Source organism: Luteibacter sp. GL_149, assembly GCF_057834065.1.
This window is the reverse complement of the sequence record NZ_CM174395.1, coordinates 2900168-2917963: the sequence shown is the minus strand read 5'-3', so window position 1 is coordinate 2917963 and position 17796 is coordinate 2900168. Positions and strand designations below refer to the sequence as shown.

Here is a 17796-nt window from a genome sequence, read left to right as displayed (position 1 = left end):
CTCATGAGCGCGTGGATCGTCGCGACCGCCGCGGGTCTCTGGCTTTGCTTGTTGTTCGGGGTGGCGCTCTACGGCGAGCGTCGTCCCGGTCTGTTCCAGCGGCGCTGGGCCGTGGTGTATTCGCTGTCGCTGGCGATCCACTGCACATCGTGGACGTTCTATGGAACGGTGACCCAGGCCAGTCGCTCCGGCTGGTGGCTGCCGCCGACCTTCGTCGGCGCGATCCTGATGTACGTACTGGCGGTCGGTGTGCTGCGACGGCTCGTCGTACTCGCGCGCGACTACAACGCCGGTTCGCTCGCCGATCTGATTTCCGTGCGCCTGGGAAGGCATCGCGGTCTTGCGGCGCTGGTGACCGTGGTCATGCTCGTCGGCATCGTTCCGTATATCGCGCTGCAGTTGAAAGCGGTGGCGATGAGTTACGGTTTGCTTGCGCGCGGCCGTCATCCCGATGCGCCGGCATGGCAGGACAGCGCGCTCTATATCGCGCTGCTGATGGCCGCCTTCGCCATGCTGTTCGGCACGCGACGCGCCTCGGCGATGGCGCATAACCGCGGGCTGGTGCTCGCGATGGCATTCGAGTCGTTGTTCAAGCTCGGCGCGATGCTCGCGTTGGGCACGCTTCTGTTCGGTGCTGCGCCTGTATTGTCTGCACTGCCCGCCGTTGTCGTGCCGCCGGTGCACGATACCGGCGGCTTTCCCGCCTTGATCCTGCTGGGTGCGCTGGCGATGTTTACCCTGCCGCACCAGTTTCACGCCGGCATGGTCGAGTGCCGCGATGTGCGGCACGTGCGTACGGCGCGCTGGCTGTTTCCGGCCTATATGCTGCTTATCTCGCTTCCGATCCTGCCGCTCGCGCGACTTGGCGATGCCACGCTGGCGCCGCTGGGCGTACCGTCGGATCTTTACGTGCTGGCCTTGCCGCTGGCGCGCGAACAGAACGGTCTGGCCTTGCTCGCTTTTCTGGGGGGACTGAGTGCCGCGACCAGCATGGTCGTCGTGGCGACGCTGGCCCTGAGCCTGATGGTGGTGAATCATTTCATCGCACCGGTCCGCGTGCTTGCCGGTTGGGGCAGGGACGAGCGCGGCGACCTGCGTGGCCAGGTCATTTCCCAGCGTCGCGTGGCGATCCTGGTGGTCATTCTGCTGGCCTGGACGTATAGCCGTGTACTGGCGGGCAACGACGTCCTGGCCGATATCGGCGGCATCTCGTTTTCCGCGCTGGCGGGACTCGCCCCCGCACTGATCGTCGCCGTTTATCGTCCGCAGACGGGCGCGCGTGCCGTGGCCTCGGGCCTCGCCGTCGGAACGCTGGTATGGCTTTACGTGCTGTTGCCGGCGCTGGCGGCGCATGCGCCGGACTGGATCGTCCACGGTCCGTTCGGGCTTGGCTGGCTCGCGCCCGATCGTTTGCTGGGACTGGAGGAATGGAGCCGGCTCGGCCGCGCCGTCGTATTGAGTCTGGGCGCGAATGTCGCCGTTATCGCGCTGGTCGCGCATTCGCGTTTCGGTCGCGAAGTGGCGCCGCCGTCGCGTCTGGGCGAGGTGGATACCGGCGACCTGCGCGCACTGGCGGCGCGCTTTCTTCCGACCGAACGTGTCGACATCGTATTCGCGAACGCACCGGCCCACGGTCCGGCGGGCAGCGTGCGCGCGGGGGCCGTCGAGCACGAACTGGCGGCGGTGATCGGCGCGGGTTCCGCGCGGCTGCTGCTTCAGGTCGTACAGCGGCAACGACAGGACGAGCTGGATACGGTAGCCGCCATCGTCGGCGAAGCGACCGAGGACCTACGCTTCAACCAGCGAGTACTCGAAGCCGCGCTGGAAACCATGAGCCAGGGTATCTGTGTCGTGGACGGCGAGCTGAACCTGGTGGCGTGGAATCGCCCCTATGCCGAGCTGTTCGGTTATCCCGGCGGACTGCTGGACGTCGGGCGTTCCGCGGCCGATCTGGTCCGGCATAATATTGTCGCCGGCCTGGTCGGGCCCGGCGATATCGATGCGCGGGTCGATCGGCGGATGCAGTTGATGCGTTCGGGTTCGCCGCATCTGGCAGAACGTCGCTTTCCCGATGGCACGGTCGTGGAGATTCGCGGCAATCCGATGCCCGGCGGCGGCTACGTGGCGACGTTTACCGATGTAACGATGTATCGCGAGACCGAGGACGAGCTGAAGCGAACGAACGAAACGCTGGAACTTCGCGTCGTCGAACGGACGTCCGAACTGAAGCAGGCGAACGAAGCGAAGAGCCACTTCCTGACCGCGGTCAGTCACGATCTTCTGCAACCGTTGCACGCCGCGCAGTTATTCGCGCACGCCTTGCGCCATGGTGCGGACAGCGATGGACAGACGGCGAGGCATCTCGACGGCGCGCTGGCCGCCACCGAAAATCTGCTGGCCGGCTTGCTGGATATCGCACGGCTCGAAGGCGGGAGGCTGTCGCCGCAGATTCGCGACGTCCCGCTGGCCGATGTGCTGGGTCCGCTGGCTGCCGAGTGCCATGCGCTGGCGAGCGACCGTGGCATTCGTTTCGACAATGTGGCCAGCCTGGCGTGGGTGCGCACCGATCCGCAATTGCTGCGGCGCGTGGTGCAGAACTTTCTGTCGAATGCGCTGCGTTACGCGGATGGCGGCCAGGTATTGCTCGGTTGTCGTCGCGTGGCGGATGCGTTGCGAATCGAGGTGTGGGACACCGGCCCCGGCATCGCGCCGGAAGATCGCTCGCTGATCTTCGATGCTTTCCGTCGCGGACAGCATGCGGCCGGGCAGGGGCTGGGCCTCGGTCTGGCCATTGCCGAGCGTACCGCGAGCCTGCTCGGTCATCCCATCGGCCTGCGTTCCTGGCCTGGACGGGGAAGCGTTTTCGACGTCACGGTGCCGTGGGCGCCGGTCGGCGTGGTCGAGCGCGTGGAGCCGGTGGTACTGGCCGACGTGCCGCTGGGTCACGCGATCGTGGTGGACAACGATCCTTCCGCGCTTGCCGCGACGGCGACGCTGTTGCGCCGTTGGGGCTGGACTGTGGATGCGTTGCGCGTGCCCGAAGGCGATGCGGCAATACCCGATCTTCTGGTGCTCGACTACCATCTGGACGCGGGGCGGACCGGGCTCGATGCGTTGGGTGTACTGCGCGGGCGATTCGGCGACGTGCCGGCGATTTTCGTGACCGCGGATCGCGACGGCGAGTTGCGCGCGCGGTTGCAGGAGGTTGGCGGGCATGTGTTGTACAAGCCGCTGAAGCCGCTGGCGCTGAGGCAAGTGCTGCAGCGCTTCGCTGGGGCGTTGTAACGATCATCGGACTAAGCTGCCTGTTCCCACAGAGAGCACAAAGGATGCCGTGCTACAGCGCGTCCCCAAGATCCAGCGACCGCAACAGCACGCTTGCCTGCGTGCGATTGCGCACGCCCAGCTTCTCGAACACCGCCGTCACATGCGCTTTCACCGTTCGCTCCTGCACCGACAGTCGATCCGCGATCTGCTTGTTGAGCAACCCTTCCGACAACAGCGACAGCACACGGAACTGCTGCTCGGTGAGACGCGCAAGCTTCGCCGCCAGTGCGGAATCCGCCGTATCGGCGGGCAGGGCGGCGATGGCGCGCGCGAGGTCCGGCGGCAACCAGCGGCCGCAATCCAGCACCGTGCGCACGGCTTCGGCGATCTGTTTCGGATCGGCGCTTTTCGGTATGAAACCCGCCGCGCCGTGATCGAGGACGCGACGGACCAGTCGGGGTTCGTCGTGGGCCGATACGACCAGCACCGCTACGCCCGGATATTGCGCGCGCAGCGCGGCCAGTCCCGACAGGCCCCGGCTTCCGGGCATGCGCAGATCGAGCAACACCAGATCGGTGTCGGGCTGTGCCGCGAGGGCGCTCATCACGCCATCGAGGTCGGCGGCTTCGGTCAGCTCGGCGTCATCGACAGCGGACGCCGCTGCCTGAAGCAGCGCGGCGCGAAACAGCGGATGGTCGTCGGCGATCAGAAGTCGGTTCATCGCCGCGACGGTAGCGTCAGCGGCGCGTGCCGTCGAGTGCGGCATGGCCCTTTCGTACGATGGCGGTGGCGAACGGGCTTGCTATGGTGACCGTATGTCACGCATCTTCCCATCGAGCTTCGTTCTTTCCGCTCTCGTCGCCCTGACCGGTTGTGCGACGGCGCCCAGGGAGTCACGCATGTCCGCCAGCGAGGTCTTCGGAGAAGTAAGGGTCACGACGTATCGTGGCTCCGACGATCTTCTGAGCGCGGGACTGGGCTTGCGCGGTCTGGCCGGAACGCTCGCACCGTTCGCGCAGCCCACCGGACCCACGCCTGCGGAACTGCGTCGCCGCGCGATCCAGTCGAGTTGGAAAGGCATTGCCGACCTGGGGCCGAAGGGCGGCTTCGGCAGCGTCTATGGCGCGGTTCCCGCCGTGCCCGGCCGCGAGTATCAGGCATTCGCCCGGCTGCCCGCGGCCGGCTCGCCGCATCGCGTGCTGGTGCAGGTGCCCGACGATTTCGACCGTACGCGCCGGTGTCTGGTCGTGACCGCTTCGTCGGGATCGCGGGGCATTTATGGTGCGATCGCGCTGGCCGGTGCCTGGGGCCTGCCTCGCGGATGCGCCGTGGCGTATACGGACAAAGGCACGGGATCGGGTTACTTCGATACGGCCGACGGCACGGGTGTGGCGCTCGACGGTACGCGCGCGAAAGCCGGCACGGCCGAACTGGAATTCGAACCGAAGCATCCCACGGTCGATGCGGGTATCGCGGTCAAGCATGCGCATTCGGGCGACAACCCGGAAGCGGACTGGGGACGTCACGTATTGCAGGCGGCGCGTTTCGGGCTGGCCATGCTCGATCGTGCCTTTCCCGAGCAGGCGCCCTTCACCGCGGCGAACACACGGGTCATCGCGACGGGCCTTTCCAACGGCGGCGGCGCGGTGTTGCAGGCGGCGGGAGACGACAACGACGATATGCTGGCCGGCGTCGTGGCGCTGGAACCGAATGTCTATGTCGCCGGACAGGGGCGTTCTTTCTTCGACTACGGCACGGAAGCCGCGCTGCTGTTGCCGTGCGCGATGGCGGCGCCGGCATTCGATGGCGTTCCCTTCGCGCGTGTCGCGGGAGTCTCGCCGCCGGGTTGGGCATTGCGCTGTGCAAGTTTGCATGCGCATGGAAGGCTCGCATCGGCTACGCCGCAGGGGCAGGCCAGCGAGGCGCTGGAGAAGTTGCACGCAACGGGATGGAAGGACAACGCGCTGGCCGTCGCCGCATCGTCGACGTCGCTGGACCTGTGGCGCGCCGTGACGGCGGCCTATGCGTCGGCCTACCTGCGCCGTGGCGTCGGGGCCATGCCGTGCGGGTTCTCCTACCGCACGCTCAATGCCGCCGGTGTGCCCGGTCCTGCCGATCCGCGCATGCGTGCCGCCTGGTGGGCGGATGCCGGGGGCATTCCACCCGGCGCTGGCGTGGTACTGGCCGGCGGTACGGACCTGTCACTGGATCCGACGCTTCCCGGCAATATCTGCCTGCGCGATCTGTGGGTGGGTGTCGATGGCGATGCCGTGGCTCTGCGTGCCGGCGTGGAAGCCACGGCGGCCGCGCTCCCTCGGGAAGGTCTGCCGGTGTTCGTCGTGCATGGCGCGGACGACGGTCTCATACCCGCGGCTTTCAGTTCCGAGCCGTACGTGCGCTGGCTGCGCGCTTCCGGCCGTGCACCGGTGTTCTGGAAAGTGCCTTACGCCCAGCACTTCGACGCTTTCCTCGCGTTCCCGGATTTCGGCGACCGCCATGTCCCGCTGCTTGCCTTCGGTTATGCGGCGCTCGACCGGCTTTGGGAACATGTTGCGAAGGGCCGGGCGCTCCCGGAGGACGCGGCGGCGGCCGGCACCAGGCCGCGGGGAGCCGGCGCGCTCACGCCCGCGAATCTGGGAATCGACTGAAGCCTCGCATCGTCGTCACGCTTTATCGCTTGAAGTCTCGGGGCAGGGCCGCCATCTTCGGTATCCTTTGCGGCCCTCCGGGCAATGGCGCTGTGCCATTACCCGACTTTTCAACGATTTACAGGAAAAGCGATGACCATCAACGTCACCTTCAAGACCAATAGGGGCGATATCCACCTCCGCCTGCACGACGACAAGACGCCGGTGACGGTTGCCAATTTCGTCAATCTGGCCAAGCGCGGCTATTACGATGGCCTGTCGTTCCATCGCGTCATCAGCGATTTCATGGTCCAGGGCGGTTGCCCCGAAGGCAGCGGTCGCGGCGGTCCGGGCTATAAGTTCGGCGATGAGTTCGACGCCAGCCTGCGCCACGACAAGCCGGGTGTACTGTCCATGGCCAATGCCGGCCCGGGCACCAATGGCAGCCAGTTCTTCATCACCCACGGCGCCACGCCTTGGCTGGACGGCAAGCACAGCGTCTTCGGCGAAGTGGTCGGTCCGGAAGACCAGAAGGTGGTCGATGCCATCCGTCAGGAAGACACCATCGAGAAAGTGATTGTCGAAGGCGACGTCGACGCGCTGCTGGCGAAGCAGGCCGACCAGGTCGCCGAGTGGAACAAGGTGCTCGACAACCGCGGTTGATCCGTTTGTCGTGAGTTCCGGAAAAGCCGCCGCCCGGTCCCCGGGCGGCGGCTTTTTTGCTGCCTGTGGGAGCGCGCAGGCGCGCTCCCACAGGTTGTTCCCACAGGTCAGTTCCACAGAAAGCGGCCGGTTCTCCTGGCTTCGACTCCCCGTGATAAAATGACGGCCTTTGCTCTCGCCAGATCGAGGATAACGATGCCCCAGCTTGCCCAGCGTATGAGCCGTGCCAAACCCAGCGCGATCATGGTCATTGCCGAGAAGGCGAAAAAGCTCAAGGCCGAAGGCCGCGACATCGTCAGTTTCTCGATCGGTGTCCCGAACTTCCTCCCCGGCGCCCACGTGTACGCCGCCGCGCGCGAAGCGCTGGACAAGGACTCGGGCCAGTACGGCAGCAATCGCGGTCCGGACGTCCTGCTGGACGCCTTCATCGCTCATATCGAAGCACTGGGCCTCACGGGTTACACCCGCGCCAACATCACCACGGGCGTCGGCGCGAAACAGGTGCTGTACAACCTGGCCGAAGCGCTGCTGGACGAGGGCGACGAAATCGCGTTCCCGGCACCGTACTGGACCAGCTATCTCGACATCGCCGAAATCGTCGGTGCGAAGATCAACATCCTGCCGTGTCCGCCCGAACAAAACTACAAGCTCACGCCCGCGCAGCTCGATGCCGCGCTGGCGCGCAAGCCGCGCGTCTTCCTGTTCAACAATCCGTCCAATCCGACCGGCATGGTCTATACGCGCGATGAAATCGCCGCGCTGGCCGATGTCATCGCGAAGTATCCGGACACCTGGGTCATCACGGACGACATCTACAACACGATGGTGTTCGACGGCGTGGGTTACCACAATTTCGTGCACGTCCGCCCGGAACTGAAGGATCGGGTGATCTTCGTCGACTCGCTGTCCAAGACATACGGCATGCCAGGCTGGCGCGTGGGCTTCATCGCCGCGCCGGAAGTCGTGGCGAAAGCCGTCACCACGCTCAATTCCAATCACATCACCAGCCTGCCCGAAGTGACGCTGGCCGCCGCGCACGCCGCGCTTACCGGTCCACAGGACGTGCCGCTGGCCAGGTGCGCGGAGTTCGCGATCAAGCGCGACCGTGTCTACAACGCATTGGTGTCCATTCCCGGCGTGGTCTGTCCGCGTCCGCAGGGCGCGTTCTACGCCTTCCCCGATATCTCCGTCGCGTTCGGCAAGAAGCACAACGGTGCCGCTATCGACAGCGATGTCGACTTCTGCGCCGTGCTGCTCGAAGCGAAGGGCGTGGCCTGCGTGCCGGGTTCCGCTTTCGGCGAGCCGCGTGCGCTGCGCATTTCCTATTCGTGTCCCGACGACGCGCTCGACAAGGGCATGGCCCGCATCGTCGAGTTCTTCGCCGAACTGACCTGATCGACCGTTCGATCGTAACGATTTCCAGAGGAGTCACCCACATGAAAGCCCCCGTTCGTGTTGCCGTGACCGGCGCTGCCGGCCAGATTGGTTATGCCTTGCTGTTTCGTATCGCCGCTGGCGACATGCTGGGCCCGGACCAGCCGGTGATCCTGCACCTGCTCGAAATCACCCCGGCGCTGCCCGCGCTGCAGGGCGTGGTCATGGAACTGAACGACTGCGCGTTCCCGACGCTGGCCGGCGTGGTCGCCACCGACGACGTCAACGTCGCGTTCAAGGACGTCGACTACGCACTGCTGGTCGGCGCACGTCCGCGTGGCCCGGGCATGGAGCGCAAGGATCTGCTCGAAGCCAACGGCGCCATCTTCGGCCCGCAGGGCAAGGCGCTGAACGATTACGCCAAGCGTGACGTCCGCGTCCTGGTCGTCGGCAACCCGGCCAACACCAATGCGCTGATCGCGCAGCAGAACGCACCGGATCTCGATCCGAAGTGCTTCACGGCCATGGTCCGCCTCGACCACAACCGCGCGCTGTCGCAGCTGGCCGAGAAGACCGGCTCGCACACGACCGACATCAAGAAGGTCACGATCTGGGGCAACCATAGCTCGACACAGTATCCGGACCTGCACCAGACCACGGTGAAGGGCAAGGCCGCGCTCGAACAGGTCGACCAGGCCTGGTACGAATCGGACTTCATCCCGACGGTGCAGCAGCGTGGCGCCGCCATCATCAAGGCACGCGGTGCGTCGTCGGCCGCCTCGGCCGCCTCGGCCGCCATCGATCACATGCGCGACTGGTCTCTCGGTACGACCGACGGCGACTGGGTGTCGATGGGTATTCCGTCCGACGGGTCGTACGGCATCGAGCCGGGCGTGATCTTCGGTTACCCGGTGACGGTGAAGAACGGCAAGTACGCCATCGTGCAGGGTCTGGAAATCAACGGGTTCTCGCAGGCTCGCATCGATGCGACCGAGAAGGAACTGCGTGAAGAGCGCGACGGCGTGAAGCACCTGTTCGCTAAATAAGAACGAGGCCGCCGAAAGGCGGCCTTCTTTTTGTGTAGGAGCCCGCAAGCGGGCTCCTACCGTGTTTCGTCAAACGCTCAGGAAGCCTCGCCCTGCTTCGGCGGCTGGCCGCGGCCTTCGATGTGGCCGCCGAAGCCCATGCGCATCGCCGACAGCAGTCGTTCGGCGTACGTGTGTTCCTGACGCGAACGGAAGCGGGCATACAGGGCGGACGACAGCACTTCGGCGGGTACGGCCTCTTCGATGGCGGCGGCGATGGTCCAGCGGCCTTCGCCGGAATCGTCGACGTAGCCGGAGTAGTTATCCAGTTCCGGCCCCTTCGCCAGCGCGCTGGCGCACAGGTCGAGCAGCCACGACGACACGACGCTGCCGCGACGCCAGACTTCCGCGATGTCGGCCACGTTCAGGTCGAAGCGCTCGCCATCGGGCAATTGCGGCTGATTGCGGTTGCGCATGATGTCGAAGCCTTCCGCGAACGCCTGCATCAGACCGTATTCGATGCCGTTGTGGACCATCTTGGTGAAATGGCCCGAGCCGGCGGGGCCGGTATGCATATAGCCGTTCTCGACGCGCGGATCGGCACCGGCAGGCCGTTCGGTGCGCGGGATGTCGCCGGCGCCCGGCGCCAGCGTGGCGAAGATCGGATCGAGATAGTCGACCGTGGCCTTGTCGCCGCCGATCATCATGCAGTACCCGCGCTGCAGGCCCCATACGCCGCCGGACGTGCCGACGTCGACATAATGCATGCCTTTGCGTTCAAGAACTTTCGAACGGCGTACGTCGTCCTTGTAGAACGTGTTGCCGCCGTCGATGACGATATCGTCCTTCGACAGCAGTTCGGTCAGCTGACCGATGGTGTTCTCGGTAATCTCGCCGGCCGGCAGCATCACCCATACGGTGCGGGGCGCGGGCAGGGCTTCGACCATGGCGGCCAGCGACGTGACAGCGGTGGCGCCATCCTTGGCCAGGGCGGCCCGCGCGTCGGCGTTGTTGTCGTAGACCACGCACTGGTGGCCGTCCAGCATCAGGCGTCGTGCGATGTTGCCGCCCATGCGGCCAAGTCCGATCAAACCGATCTGCATTTGTCTGTCCTCGAAGTGTGCAAGCGTTAGCTATATGCGGGCATGACGCGGCACCGCAAGGTATAGGAAAGCATAGCGTGCCGGTCCCGGGACCGCGCGTCGACACCGGGCATCCGGTCGACCGGAACGAACCGCATGGCGTTGACCTGGTCTCCGTCGTTTGCAACGTCCCGGAGTATCGCATCGGGCGAGAAGATTTCGTCACGAGAGACCGAAGGGCGAGCGGAAGATTGATCGAGGTCGAGTCCTTGTGAAGTTGCCGGGCTTAAGTGTCCGATTTTTCAGAATTGTCTCGTTACGTTATCTGTTACCCGGCGGACACAATCGTTCGGGCCACTACGGCTCAACAAGGACGATACATGTTCAGAAAAACCATCCTCACGACGGCGATGGCATTCGCCATCTTCGCCTCCACGGGCGTGTTGGCGGCCACGGTCGTGGATTTCAGTTCGGCGGCAAGTTATCCCGCCGACTCCATCGTTCGTTACAACAACGAACTGTTTCGCGCCAAGTGGTGGGTCAACGCGAACTCGCTGACACCGGCCTCCGTCGACGACGTCGCGAACCCGTGGGATACGCCCTGGGAAAGGTACGAGGGCGATCCGGGCGATCCCGGCGATCCGGGCGATCCGGGCGATCCGGGCGATCCGGGCGATCCGGGCGACCCCGGTACGCCCGCTTACGATGCGTCGCATATCTATCAGGCGGGCGACAAGGTGTTGTTCGAAAACGTCGTCTACATCGCGCAGTGGTATGTCAATGCGGGACAGAGTCCCGCCGAGGTCGATCCGGTGACACCGTGGGCTTCGCCGTGGAAGGTCTATGTCGAAGGAGAAGAACCGGGTGGTCCCGGACCGGTCGATCCGCCGTCGCTGGAGGCGGTCTACCGCAGTCTCGACGACATGCGCGCCGAAGAGGCCACGCTGCGAAGCGCCCCCGCCTTGCAGAAGACCCTGCATTCCGTGCGCACGCTGGATAACGACACTGTGGCGAAGGTGAAGCCGGGTGCTACCGACAATCCCTCGAACGTACGTCGCGTCGAAGCCATCGTGTCCGACAGTGAATTCGAATTCCTGTTCCCGTATCGCGACAAGGCCTACCAGTACACCGGATTCCTCCAGGCCGTAGCCAAGTTCCCGGCTTTTTGCGGCGACTACGACGACGGTCGCGATGCCGAGGCGATCTGTCGCACGTCGCTGGCGACAATGTTCGCTCACTTCGGTCAGGAAACCGGCGGCCACGACGGTAACGACGGACAGGTTCCGGAGTGGCGGCAGGCGCTCGTCTGGGTACGCGAGATGAATCTCTCCGAAGGTTTCACGGGCGGCTACGGCATCTGCGACAAGGCTCTGTGGCAGGGCTATGCCTTCCCGTGTGCGGTACTCGAAAGCGGTCCGGACGCCGGTAAGTTCAAGAACTACTTCGGTCGCGGTGCCAAGCAGTTGTCTTACAACTACAACTATGGGCCTTTCTCGCAGGCGATCTACGGCAATAAGAGCGTGCTGCTCAATTCGCCGGAGCTGGTGGCCGATACATGGCTGAACCTGGCCAGTGCTGTCTTCTTCTTCGTCTATCCGCAGCCGCCCAAGCCCTCGATGCTCCATGTGGTCGACGGCACCTGGGTTCCGAACGACGCCGACAAGGCCGACCATCGCCTCAAGGGGTTCGGCACGACCACGCTCATCATCAACGGCGGTGTCGAGTGCGGCGGTGCGAACGAAAACCAGCAGTCGCTCAATCGCATGCGTTATCACGGCGACATGGCCAACCACCTGAAGGCCGTCATCGCACCGGGCGAGCCACAGGGTTGCAAGGGTATGAAGGAGTTCACGGAAGCCAGCTCGGCGGCCCTGAAACTGTCCTGGGTACAGGACTATTCGTGGGTGGAGTCCAATGTCGGCGGTCTCTCGTACAAGTGTCAGCTGACGAACGAGCAAACGCCTTTCAGTGCGCTGGTCGACAATGACTATGAGAAATGCGTGCAGTACTACTTCCCTAACGTGGTGACCGAACCGGTCCGATAACCGGTCGATGGGAGGTCGCGACGAAAGTCGCGGCCTCCCATGCCGTATGGCAGGGTGACGAAAGGTCGGGCGACGTTATATTGACCGACCATGCCATTCGTCACGTTGCCGATCTCCATGACCCAGACTTTCCGTCGCGCCGCGGTACTCGTTCTTTTCGCTACCGCCGCAACTGGCACCGTCGCAGGTTCCTACGATCCTCGCGAGGCGTTCGCCCCCTTCGTTTATCCGCAGCCGGTGACCGCGTATCGCTCTGGCAGCGGCATGCCGGGACCGCTTTTCTGGCAGAACCGGGCCGACTACGAACTTCGTGCGGAGCTCGATCCCGTACGCAATCATCTGGCCGGCCGCGCGACGATTCACTACACCAACAACAGTCCCGATGCGCTGGATGTGTTGTGGTTGCAGATGGAACAGAATCGTTATCGCGAGGATGCCCGCGGCAACTTCACGTCCGACCGTATGCCGAAGCAGCATACCGACGGCTATCGCGTCGCATCGGTCAAGGTGGAGCAGGGTGGACGTACGGTCGATGCGACGTATGTCGTCGCCGATACACGCATGCAGATTCGGCTGCCCCAGGCCGTGGCGGCACGGGGTGGCAAGGTCTCGGTCACTATCGAATACAGCTACGAGCTGCCGGGCGATTTTGGTGGACGCACGGGTTTCGCGGGTTCGAAGAACGGCAATATTTACGAGATGGCCCAGTGGTATCCACGCATGTGCGTCTACGATGACCTGCGTGGATGGGATACCGCGCCATTCCTCAATAGTGAGTTTTATCTCGAGTACGGCGATTTCGATTACTCGATCACCGTGCCCTCGAACATGATCGTCGCCGGCTCCGGCGAACTGGTGAATCCGGACGACGTCCTCACGGCCACGCAGCGTCAACGGCTGGCCAGGGCTCGGGACAGCGATGCCACGGTCATGATCCGTACGCCAGCGGAAGTGACCGACCCGGCCAGCCGGCCGAAGAAGGACGGTACGCTGACCTGGCATTTCCGCATGAAGAACACGCGCGATGTCGCGTTCGGCGCGTCGACGGCTTATGTCTGGGACGCCGCCCGCATCAATCTTCCCGAAGGCCGCAAAGCGCTGGCGATGTCGGTGTATCCGGTCGAAAGCGTCGGCGATCAGTCGTGGGGGCGTTCCACCGAATACCTCAAAGCATCCGTCGAACACTTTTCCACGAAGTGGTATCCGTACCCTTATCCTGTCGCTATCAACGAGGCCGGTTCGGCGGCCAGCGGTATGGAGTACCCGGGCATCGTGTTCGATCCGATGGAGGCGAAGCCCAAAGACCTGCACATGGTCACCGCCCATGAGATCGGTCACACCTGGTTCCCGATGATCGTCGGCACCGACGAGCGTCGCAACGCCTGGATGGACGAGGGCTTCAATACATTCATCGATGTATACGAGGCCGATGCCTTTCATCGTGGCGAGTTCGCGCCCAAGCGCGATGGCGAGTACGCCCCAAAGGGTGGCAACCCGGTGGACGAGATATTGCCGCTGTTGGCCGACGCCGATGCGCCGCCGCTGCTGATGGGCGCCGATATGGTCAAGGAGAAGTACCGCCACCCGGCGACCTACTTCAAGTCCGCGCTGGGCCTGGTGTTGCTCCGCGAACAGATCATCGGGCCGGAACGTTTCGATCCGGCGTTCCGCAAGTACATCGCCACCTGGGCATACAAGCATCCGTCGCCGTCGGATTTCTTCCGCCTGATGGAAAGCGAGGCGGGCGAGGACCTTTCGTGGTTCTGGCGTGGCTGGTACCAGAACAACTGGCAGCTGGACCTGGCGGTAATCAACGTGGCCTATGTCGACGGCGACTTCCACAAGGGAGCCATCGTCACGGTCGAAAATCTCGATCGTCTGGTGATGCCGTCGACGGTACGGGTAACCTACGACGACGGGTCGACGACGAATGTGCGCCTTCCGGTGGAAACCTGGCAGCAGCACACGCGCTTCGCGCTGACGGTTCCGGGCGATAAGCGAGTGGTTTCGGCCGCCGTCGACCCCGATCGTGTGCTGCCGGACCGCAATCGCGCCAACGATCGCTTCGACATGCGTTCGCCACGGACTGGCTCGAAGTAACCCGTCGATTGGCGGCGGGCAGGGTGTTGCGTACCATCGACCGATGCCGACTATCTCGCCAACACCCCGCCTGAGCGCGACCAGCCTCCTTCTCGCCACGGTCATCGCCGCCGTGGCGTGGCCCGCGCTCGGCCTTCAGTACTGGCTGCTGATATGGGGCGGCGGGGTGCTGGCCATGACGATCGCCTTCCTGAGTTTCTTCACGATCGTCAGCAATATCGCCGTCGCGCTGGTATGTACCTTCGTGGCGACGGGCGGCGAACTCCCCTTTCTGCGCTGGTGGCGCAGGCCGCACGTTCTCGGCGCCGTAGCGCTGTATATCGCGGTGACCGGGCTTATCTACGCTGTCCTGCTTCACGGTCTGTACCATCCGCAGGGCCCCCAGTTGTGGGTCGATGTGGCGCTGCACGACGTGGTTCCCGTGCTTTATCTGATCTGGTGGATCGGGTTCACGCCGCATGGTGCGTTGCGCTGGGCGGACGCGGGGCGCTGGCTGATCGTGCCGGCGATTTATGCCGCATGGACGATCGGCCGGGGCGCTATCGTCGGGACCTATCCCTATCCGTTCATCGACGTGATCCAGCTTGGTTATCCCCGCGCCATATTCAACGGCATCGGTGTCGGCATTTTCTTCTACGTGCTGAGTCTGGGGCTGATCGCCATCGACCGTCTGCTGGGGCGTCGGAGCTCGGCGGTTTGACCGCCGTTTTGCCGGGTAACGGCAATCGAGGCACATCCATCCGACATCGGCGTGCCTTAAGATGGCGCCATGATATTCCGTCGTTTCGAATCCCTTATCGACATCTTCAAGGAAGCGCCCGACAAGGCGCCTCCGACCGGTGTCCTGCGTTTCTACGCCTATTACCTGCGCCAGGTCTGGCGCGTCTTCGTAGCCGCGCTGGTCGTTGGCCTGCTCGTCGCGCTGGTCGAAGTCGCGCTGTTCGACTTCCTCGGTCGCATCGTCGACATGGCCCAGAAGACCCCGGCCGCGCAGTTCTTCGCCATCCACTGGCGCGAGCTGGTGTGGATGGGCGTGGTCACGGTCATCCTGCGACCGCTGTTCATCGGATTGCACGATCTGCTCGTCAATCAGACGCTGACGCCGGGCATGACAAACATGGTGCGCTGGCAGCACCATCGTTATGTGCTGAAGCAGAGCCTGGGCTTCTTCCAGAACGATTTCGCCGGCCGTATCGCGAACCGGATCATGCAGACGGCGCCGGCCCTGCGCGAATCCGCCGTGCAGGTGGTCGACGCACTGTGGTACGTCAGCGTCTATGCGGGCACCGCCATCTATCTTTTCGCGAAAGCCGATATATGGCTCGCGTTGCCGCTGATTATCTGGATCGCGATGTACATCGGCATGCTGGCGTTCTTCGTGCCACGCGTGAAAGAACGTTCATGGCTGGCATCGGAGGCGCGTTCCAAACTGATGGGGCGTATCGTCGACGGCTATAGCAACATCATGACGCTGAAGCTCTTCGCGCATACCCACCGCGAGGAAGCCTATGCACGCGAGGCAATGACCGAGCAGACCCAGAAGGTGCGCAGCTCGTCGCGCATGATCACGACGATGGACATGTCGATCACCACGCTCAACGGTTTCCTGATCGCGGGCACGAGCCTGCTGGCGGTATGGCTGTGGTCGCGCGGCACGGTGTCGACGGGGCAGGTGGCGCTGGCCGTTGGTCTGGTCATCCGCATCAACAACATGTCCGGCTGGATCATGTGGGTGGTCAACGGCATTTTCGATAACGTGGGTACGGTGCAGGACGGCATCACTACCATTGCCCAGCCGCGTACGGTCGTGGATCGCGAGGATGCGCTGCCGCTGGTCGTACGGCGCGGCGAAGTGCGCTTCGACGATATCCACTTCCACTACGGGAAGGCCGGCGGCGTGATCGGCGGACTCGACCTGATCGTGCGTCCGGGCGAGAAAATCGGTCTGGTCGGGCCTTCGGGCGCGGGTAAGTCCACGCTGGTCAATATCCTGCTGCGTCTGTACGACCTGGAAGACGGTCATATCTACATCGATGGCCAGGACATCGCGAAGGTCACGCAGGAATCGCTGCGTTCGCAGATCGGCGTGGTCACGCAAGACACGTCGCTGCTGCACCGGTCAATCCGCGACAACCTGCTTTACGGCCGTCCCGATGCCACCGACGAGGAGATGCACGAGGCGGTGCGCAAGGCACGCGCCGACGAATTCATTCCCATGCTATCGGACGGCGGCGGTCGCACGGGCTACGACGCTCACGCGGGCGAGCGCGGCGTGAAACTGTCGGGTGGACAACGCCAACGCATCGCCATTGCGCGCGTGCTATTGAAGGATGCGCCGATTCTGATCATGGACGAAGCGACTTCGGCGCTGGATTCGGAAGCCGAAGCGGCTATCCAGGAAAGCCTGGAAACCCTGATGCAGGGCAAGACGGTGATCGCTATCGCCCACCGGCTGTCGACGATCGCGCGGATGGATCGTCTGGTGGTCATGGAGCATGGGGCGATCGTCGAGACCGGGACGCATGCGGAGTTGATCGCGCATGGCGGGTTGTATGCGCGGCTTTGGCAGCATCAGACGGGTGGGTTCGTGGGGGTGGAGTGAGCTTGCGGGCGAAAGCCAACGGAGCGATGAAGCGGAATCGCCGACTACCCCCGAGGCTCTAAAGCCTCCCGCTCCAGCCACGCAATAAACGACAACGCCGCCGCGCTTGGCGGCCGATGCGCCGAATGCACGATGTAATACGCATAACGCGTCGGCAGTTCCGGTCCGGGCAAACGAACGAGACGCCCGTCGGCAAGATGCGCGGTCGCGAGCCGGGTGCGGGCAAGCACGGCTCCCAGTCCCGACGCCGCGGCATTCAGGCCATCGGCCGAATCGCTGATCGTGTGCATGGTGCCGGTACGTGGATAGCGCACGGCTGCCGCGCGGAACCATTCGCGCCACCCTTCGGGCGCGATATCGGTAAGCAGGGGCAGGGTGGCGACATCTTCGGCGCTGGTTACCCGCGCAGCCAGTTCAGGCGAGGCGAGCGGTTGCAGCGTATCGTCCATCAGGAAGCGCGATGCCAGACCCGGCCACTGGCCGAGACCATAGCGGATGCCGATATCCGGACCGCCCTCGTCGAAGCGCACCAGCGAACGGTCGGTGTCGATCGAGAGCCGTACGGTGGGGTGGAGATCGATAAAACGCTTCAACCGGGGCGTAAGCCAGGTAGCCGCGAGCGACGGCAGGATGGTGATGCGCAGGCCGTTATCGCGGCGATGCTGTCTCAGGCCGTCCAGCACGGATTCGATTTCGGCCAGTGCGGAGCCCGCGGCGTCGGCCAGAAGGCGTCCCTCCGGGGTAAGTACCACTCCTCGGGCATGCCGCTGGAACAAGCTGACGCCCAGCGCTGTCTCCAGTTTGCGCACGTGATGGCTGACCGCGCTGGCGGTAAGGTGCAGTTCCTCTGCCGCGTGGGCGAAGTTCTGGTGTCGGGCGGCCGAGGCAAAGGCGGCGAGGGCGGGTAGCAGGGCGGATCGCATGGGCAAGACTTGAATAAATTTATAGGCTGACTCAAGAAGCATGCGCTTGTTGGCGCTGCGGTTCCAGCCACAATACACGGGTAGCCAC

Annotated in this window: 12 protein-coding genes; 9 read left to right on the top strand and 3 right to left on the bottom strand. The window is 64.2% G+C overall.

The window, feature by feature from the left end:
- Positions 1–3: 3 nt before the first annotated feature.
- Positions 4–3285 carry a hybrid sensor histidine kinase/response regulator gene (locus AC3IR3_RS12920; protein ID WP_489192656.1) on the top strand — a complete coding sequence of 1094 codons (3282 nt, stop codon included), beginning with the start codon at positions 4–6 and terminating at the stop codon, positions 3283–3285.
- Between the two features lie 52 nt (positions 3286–3337).
- Here the strand turns inward: AC3IR3_RS12920 and AC3IR3_RS12915 are convergent, their stop codons facing one another.
- Positions 3338–3988 carry a response regulator transcription factor gene (locus tag AC3IR3_RS12915; RefSeq protein WP_132143816.1) on the bottom strand — a complete coding sequence of 217 codons (651 nt, stop codon included), beginning with the start codon at positions 3986–3988 and terminating at the stop codon, positions 3338–3340.
- Positions 3989–4166: 178 nt separating this feature from the next.
- On the opposite strand from AC3IR3_RS12915, the gene AC3IR3_RS12910 reads away from it, so the two are divergent.
- The 4 genes from AC3IR3_RS12910 (at position 4167) to AC3IR3_RS12895 (ending at position 8977) form a co-directional block, all read left to right on the top strand.
- Positions 4167–5915, top strand: a complete 1749-nt coding sequence (locus tag AC3IR3_RS12910; RefSeq protein ID WP_489192654.1) for a 3-hydroxybutyrate oligomer hydrolase family protein — start codon at positions 4167–4169, stop codon at positions 5913–5915.
- Between the two features lie 132 nt (positions 5916–6047).
- On the top strand, positions 6048–6557 hold the full coding sequence (locus tag AC3IR3_RS12905) for a peptidylprolyl isomerase (protein ID WP_489192652.1): 510 nt from the start codon (positions 6048–6050) through the stop codon (positions 6555–6557).
- A 195-nt stretch (positions 6558–6752) separates the two neighbouring features.
- Complete coding sequence (locus AC3IR3_RS12900) at positions 6753–7952, top strand: pyridoxal phosphate-dependent aminotransferase (protein ID WP_489192650.1); 1200 nt, start codon at positions 6753–6755, stop codon at positions 7950–7952.
- 41 nt (positions 7953–7993) lie between these two features.
- A complete protein-coding gene (locus AC3IR3_RS12895) occupies positions 7994–8977 on the top strand; it encodes a malate dehydrogenase (RefSeq protein WP_489192649.1) in 984 nt (327 codons plus the stop codon).
- Positions 8978–9054: 77 nt separating this feature from the next.
- On the opposite strand, the gene gnd is transcribed toward AC3IR3_RS12895, so the two are convergent.
- Positions 9055–10059, bottom strand: coding sequence for a phosphogluconate dehydrogenase (NAD(+)-dependent, decarboxylating) (gene gnd / locus AC3IR3_RS12890; RefSeq protein ID WP_489192647.1), 1005 nt, complete (start codon positions 10057–10059; stop codon positions 9055–9057).
- A 359-nt stretch (positions 10060–10418) separates the two neighbouring features.
- Between gnd and AC3IR3_RS12885 the strand changes: the two genes are divergently transcribed.
- The 4 genes from AC3IR3_RS12885 (at position 10419) to AC3IR3_RS12870 (ending at position 16785) form a co-directional block, all read left to right on the top strand.
- Positions 10419–12083 carry a glycoside hydrolase family 19 protein gene (locus AC3IR3_RS12885; protein WP_489192645.1) on the top strand — a complete coding sequence of 555 codons (1665 nt, stop codon included), beginning with the start codon at positions 10419–10421 and terminating at the stop codon, positions 12081–12083.
- Between the two features lie 117 nt (positions 12084–12200).
- Positions 12201–14183 carry a M1 family metallopeptidase gene (locus tag AC3IR3_RS12880; protein WP_489192643.1) on the top strand — a complete coding sequence of 661 codons (1983 nt, stop codon included), beginning with the start codon at positions 12201–12203 and terminating at the stop codon, positions 14181–14183.
- Positions 14184–14226: 43 nt separating this feature from the next.
- A complete protein-coding gene (locus tag AC3IR3_RS12875) occupies positions 14227–14883 on the top strand; it encodes a Pr6Pr family membrane protein (protein WP_489192641.1) in 657 nt (218 codons plus the stop codon).
- A 69-nt stretch (positions 14884–14952) separates the two neighbouring features.
- Complete coding sequence (locus tag AC3IR3_RS12870; RefSeq protein ID WP_489192639.1) at positions 14953–16785, top strand: ABC transporter ATP-binding protein; 1833 nt, start codon at positions 14953–14955, stop codon at positions 16783–16785.
- Between the two features lie 44 nt (positions 16786–16829).
- On the opposite strand, the gene AC3IR3_RS12865 is transcribed toward AC3IR3_RS12870, so the two are convergent.
- Positions 16830–17714: a LysR substrate-binding domain-containing protein gene (locus AC3IR3_RS12865; RefSeq protein ID WP_489192638.1), complete on the bottom strand. Its 885-nt coding sequence runs from the start codon at positions 17712–17714 to the stop codon at positions 16830–16832.
- Positions 17715–17796: the final 82 nt, after the last annotated feature.

Coding starts and splice junctions, on each gene's coding strand:
- AC3IR3_RS12920 (WP_489192656.1), top strand. CDS start 4: ATGAGCGCGTGGATCGTCGCGACCGCCGCGGGTCTCTGGCTTTGCTTG.
- AC3IR3_RS12900 (WP_489192650.1), top strand. CDS start 6,753: ATGCCCCAGCTTGCCCAGCGTATGAGCCGTGCCAAACCCAGCGCGATC.
- gnd (WP_489192647.1), bottom strand. CDS start 10,059: ATGCAGATCGGTTTGATCGGACTTGGCCGCATGGGCGGCAACATCGCA.
- AC3IR3_RS12885 (WP_489192645.1), top strand. CDS start 10,419: ATGTTCAGAAAAACCATCCTCACGACGGCGATGGCATTCGCCATCTTC.
- AC3IR3_RS12910 (WP_489192654.1), top strand. CDS start 4,167: ATGTCCGCCAGCGAGGTCTTCGGAGAAGTAAGGGTCACGACGTATCGT.
- AC3IR3_RS12875 (WP_489192641.1), top strand. CDS start 14,227: ATGCCGACTATCTCGCCAACACCCCGCCTGAGCGCGACCAGCCTCCTT.
- AC3IR3_RS12915 (WP_132143816.1), bottom strand. CDS start 3,988: ATGAACCGACTTCTGATCGCCGACGACCATCCGCTGTTTCGCGCCGCG.
- AC3IR3_RS12895 (WP_489192649.1), top strand. CDS start 7,994: ATGAAAGCCCCCGTTCGTGTTGCCGTGACCGGCGCTGCCGGCCAGATT.
- AC3IR3_RS12905 (WP_489192652.1), top strand. CDS start 6,048: ATGACCATCAACGTCACCTTCAAGACCAATAGGGGCGATATCCACCTC.
- AC3IR3_RS12870 (WP_489192639.1), top strand. CDS start 14,953: ATGATATTCCGTCGTTTCGAATCCCTTATCGACATCTTCAAGGAAGCG.
- AC3IR3_RS12880 (WP_489192643.1), top strand. CDS start 12,201: ATGACCCAGACTTTCCGTCGCGCCGCGGTACTCGTTCTTTTCGCTACC.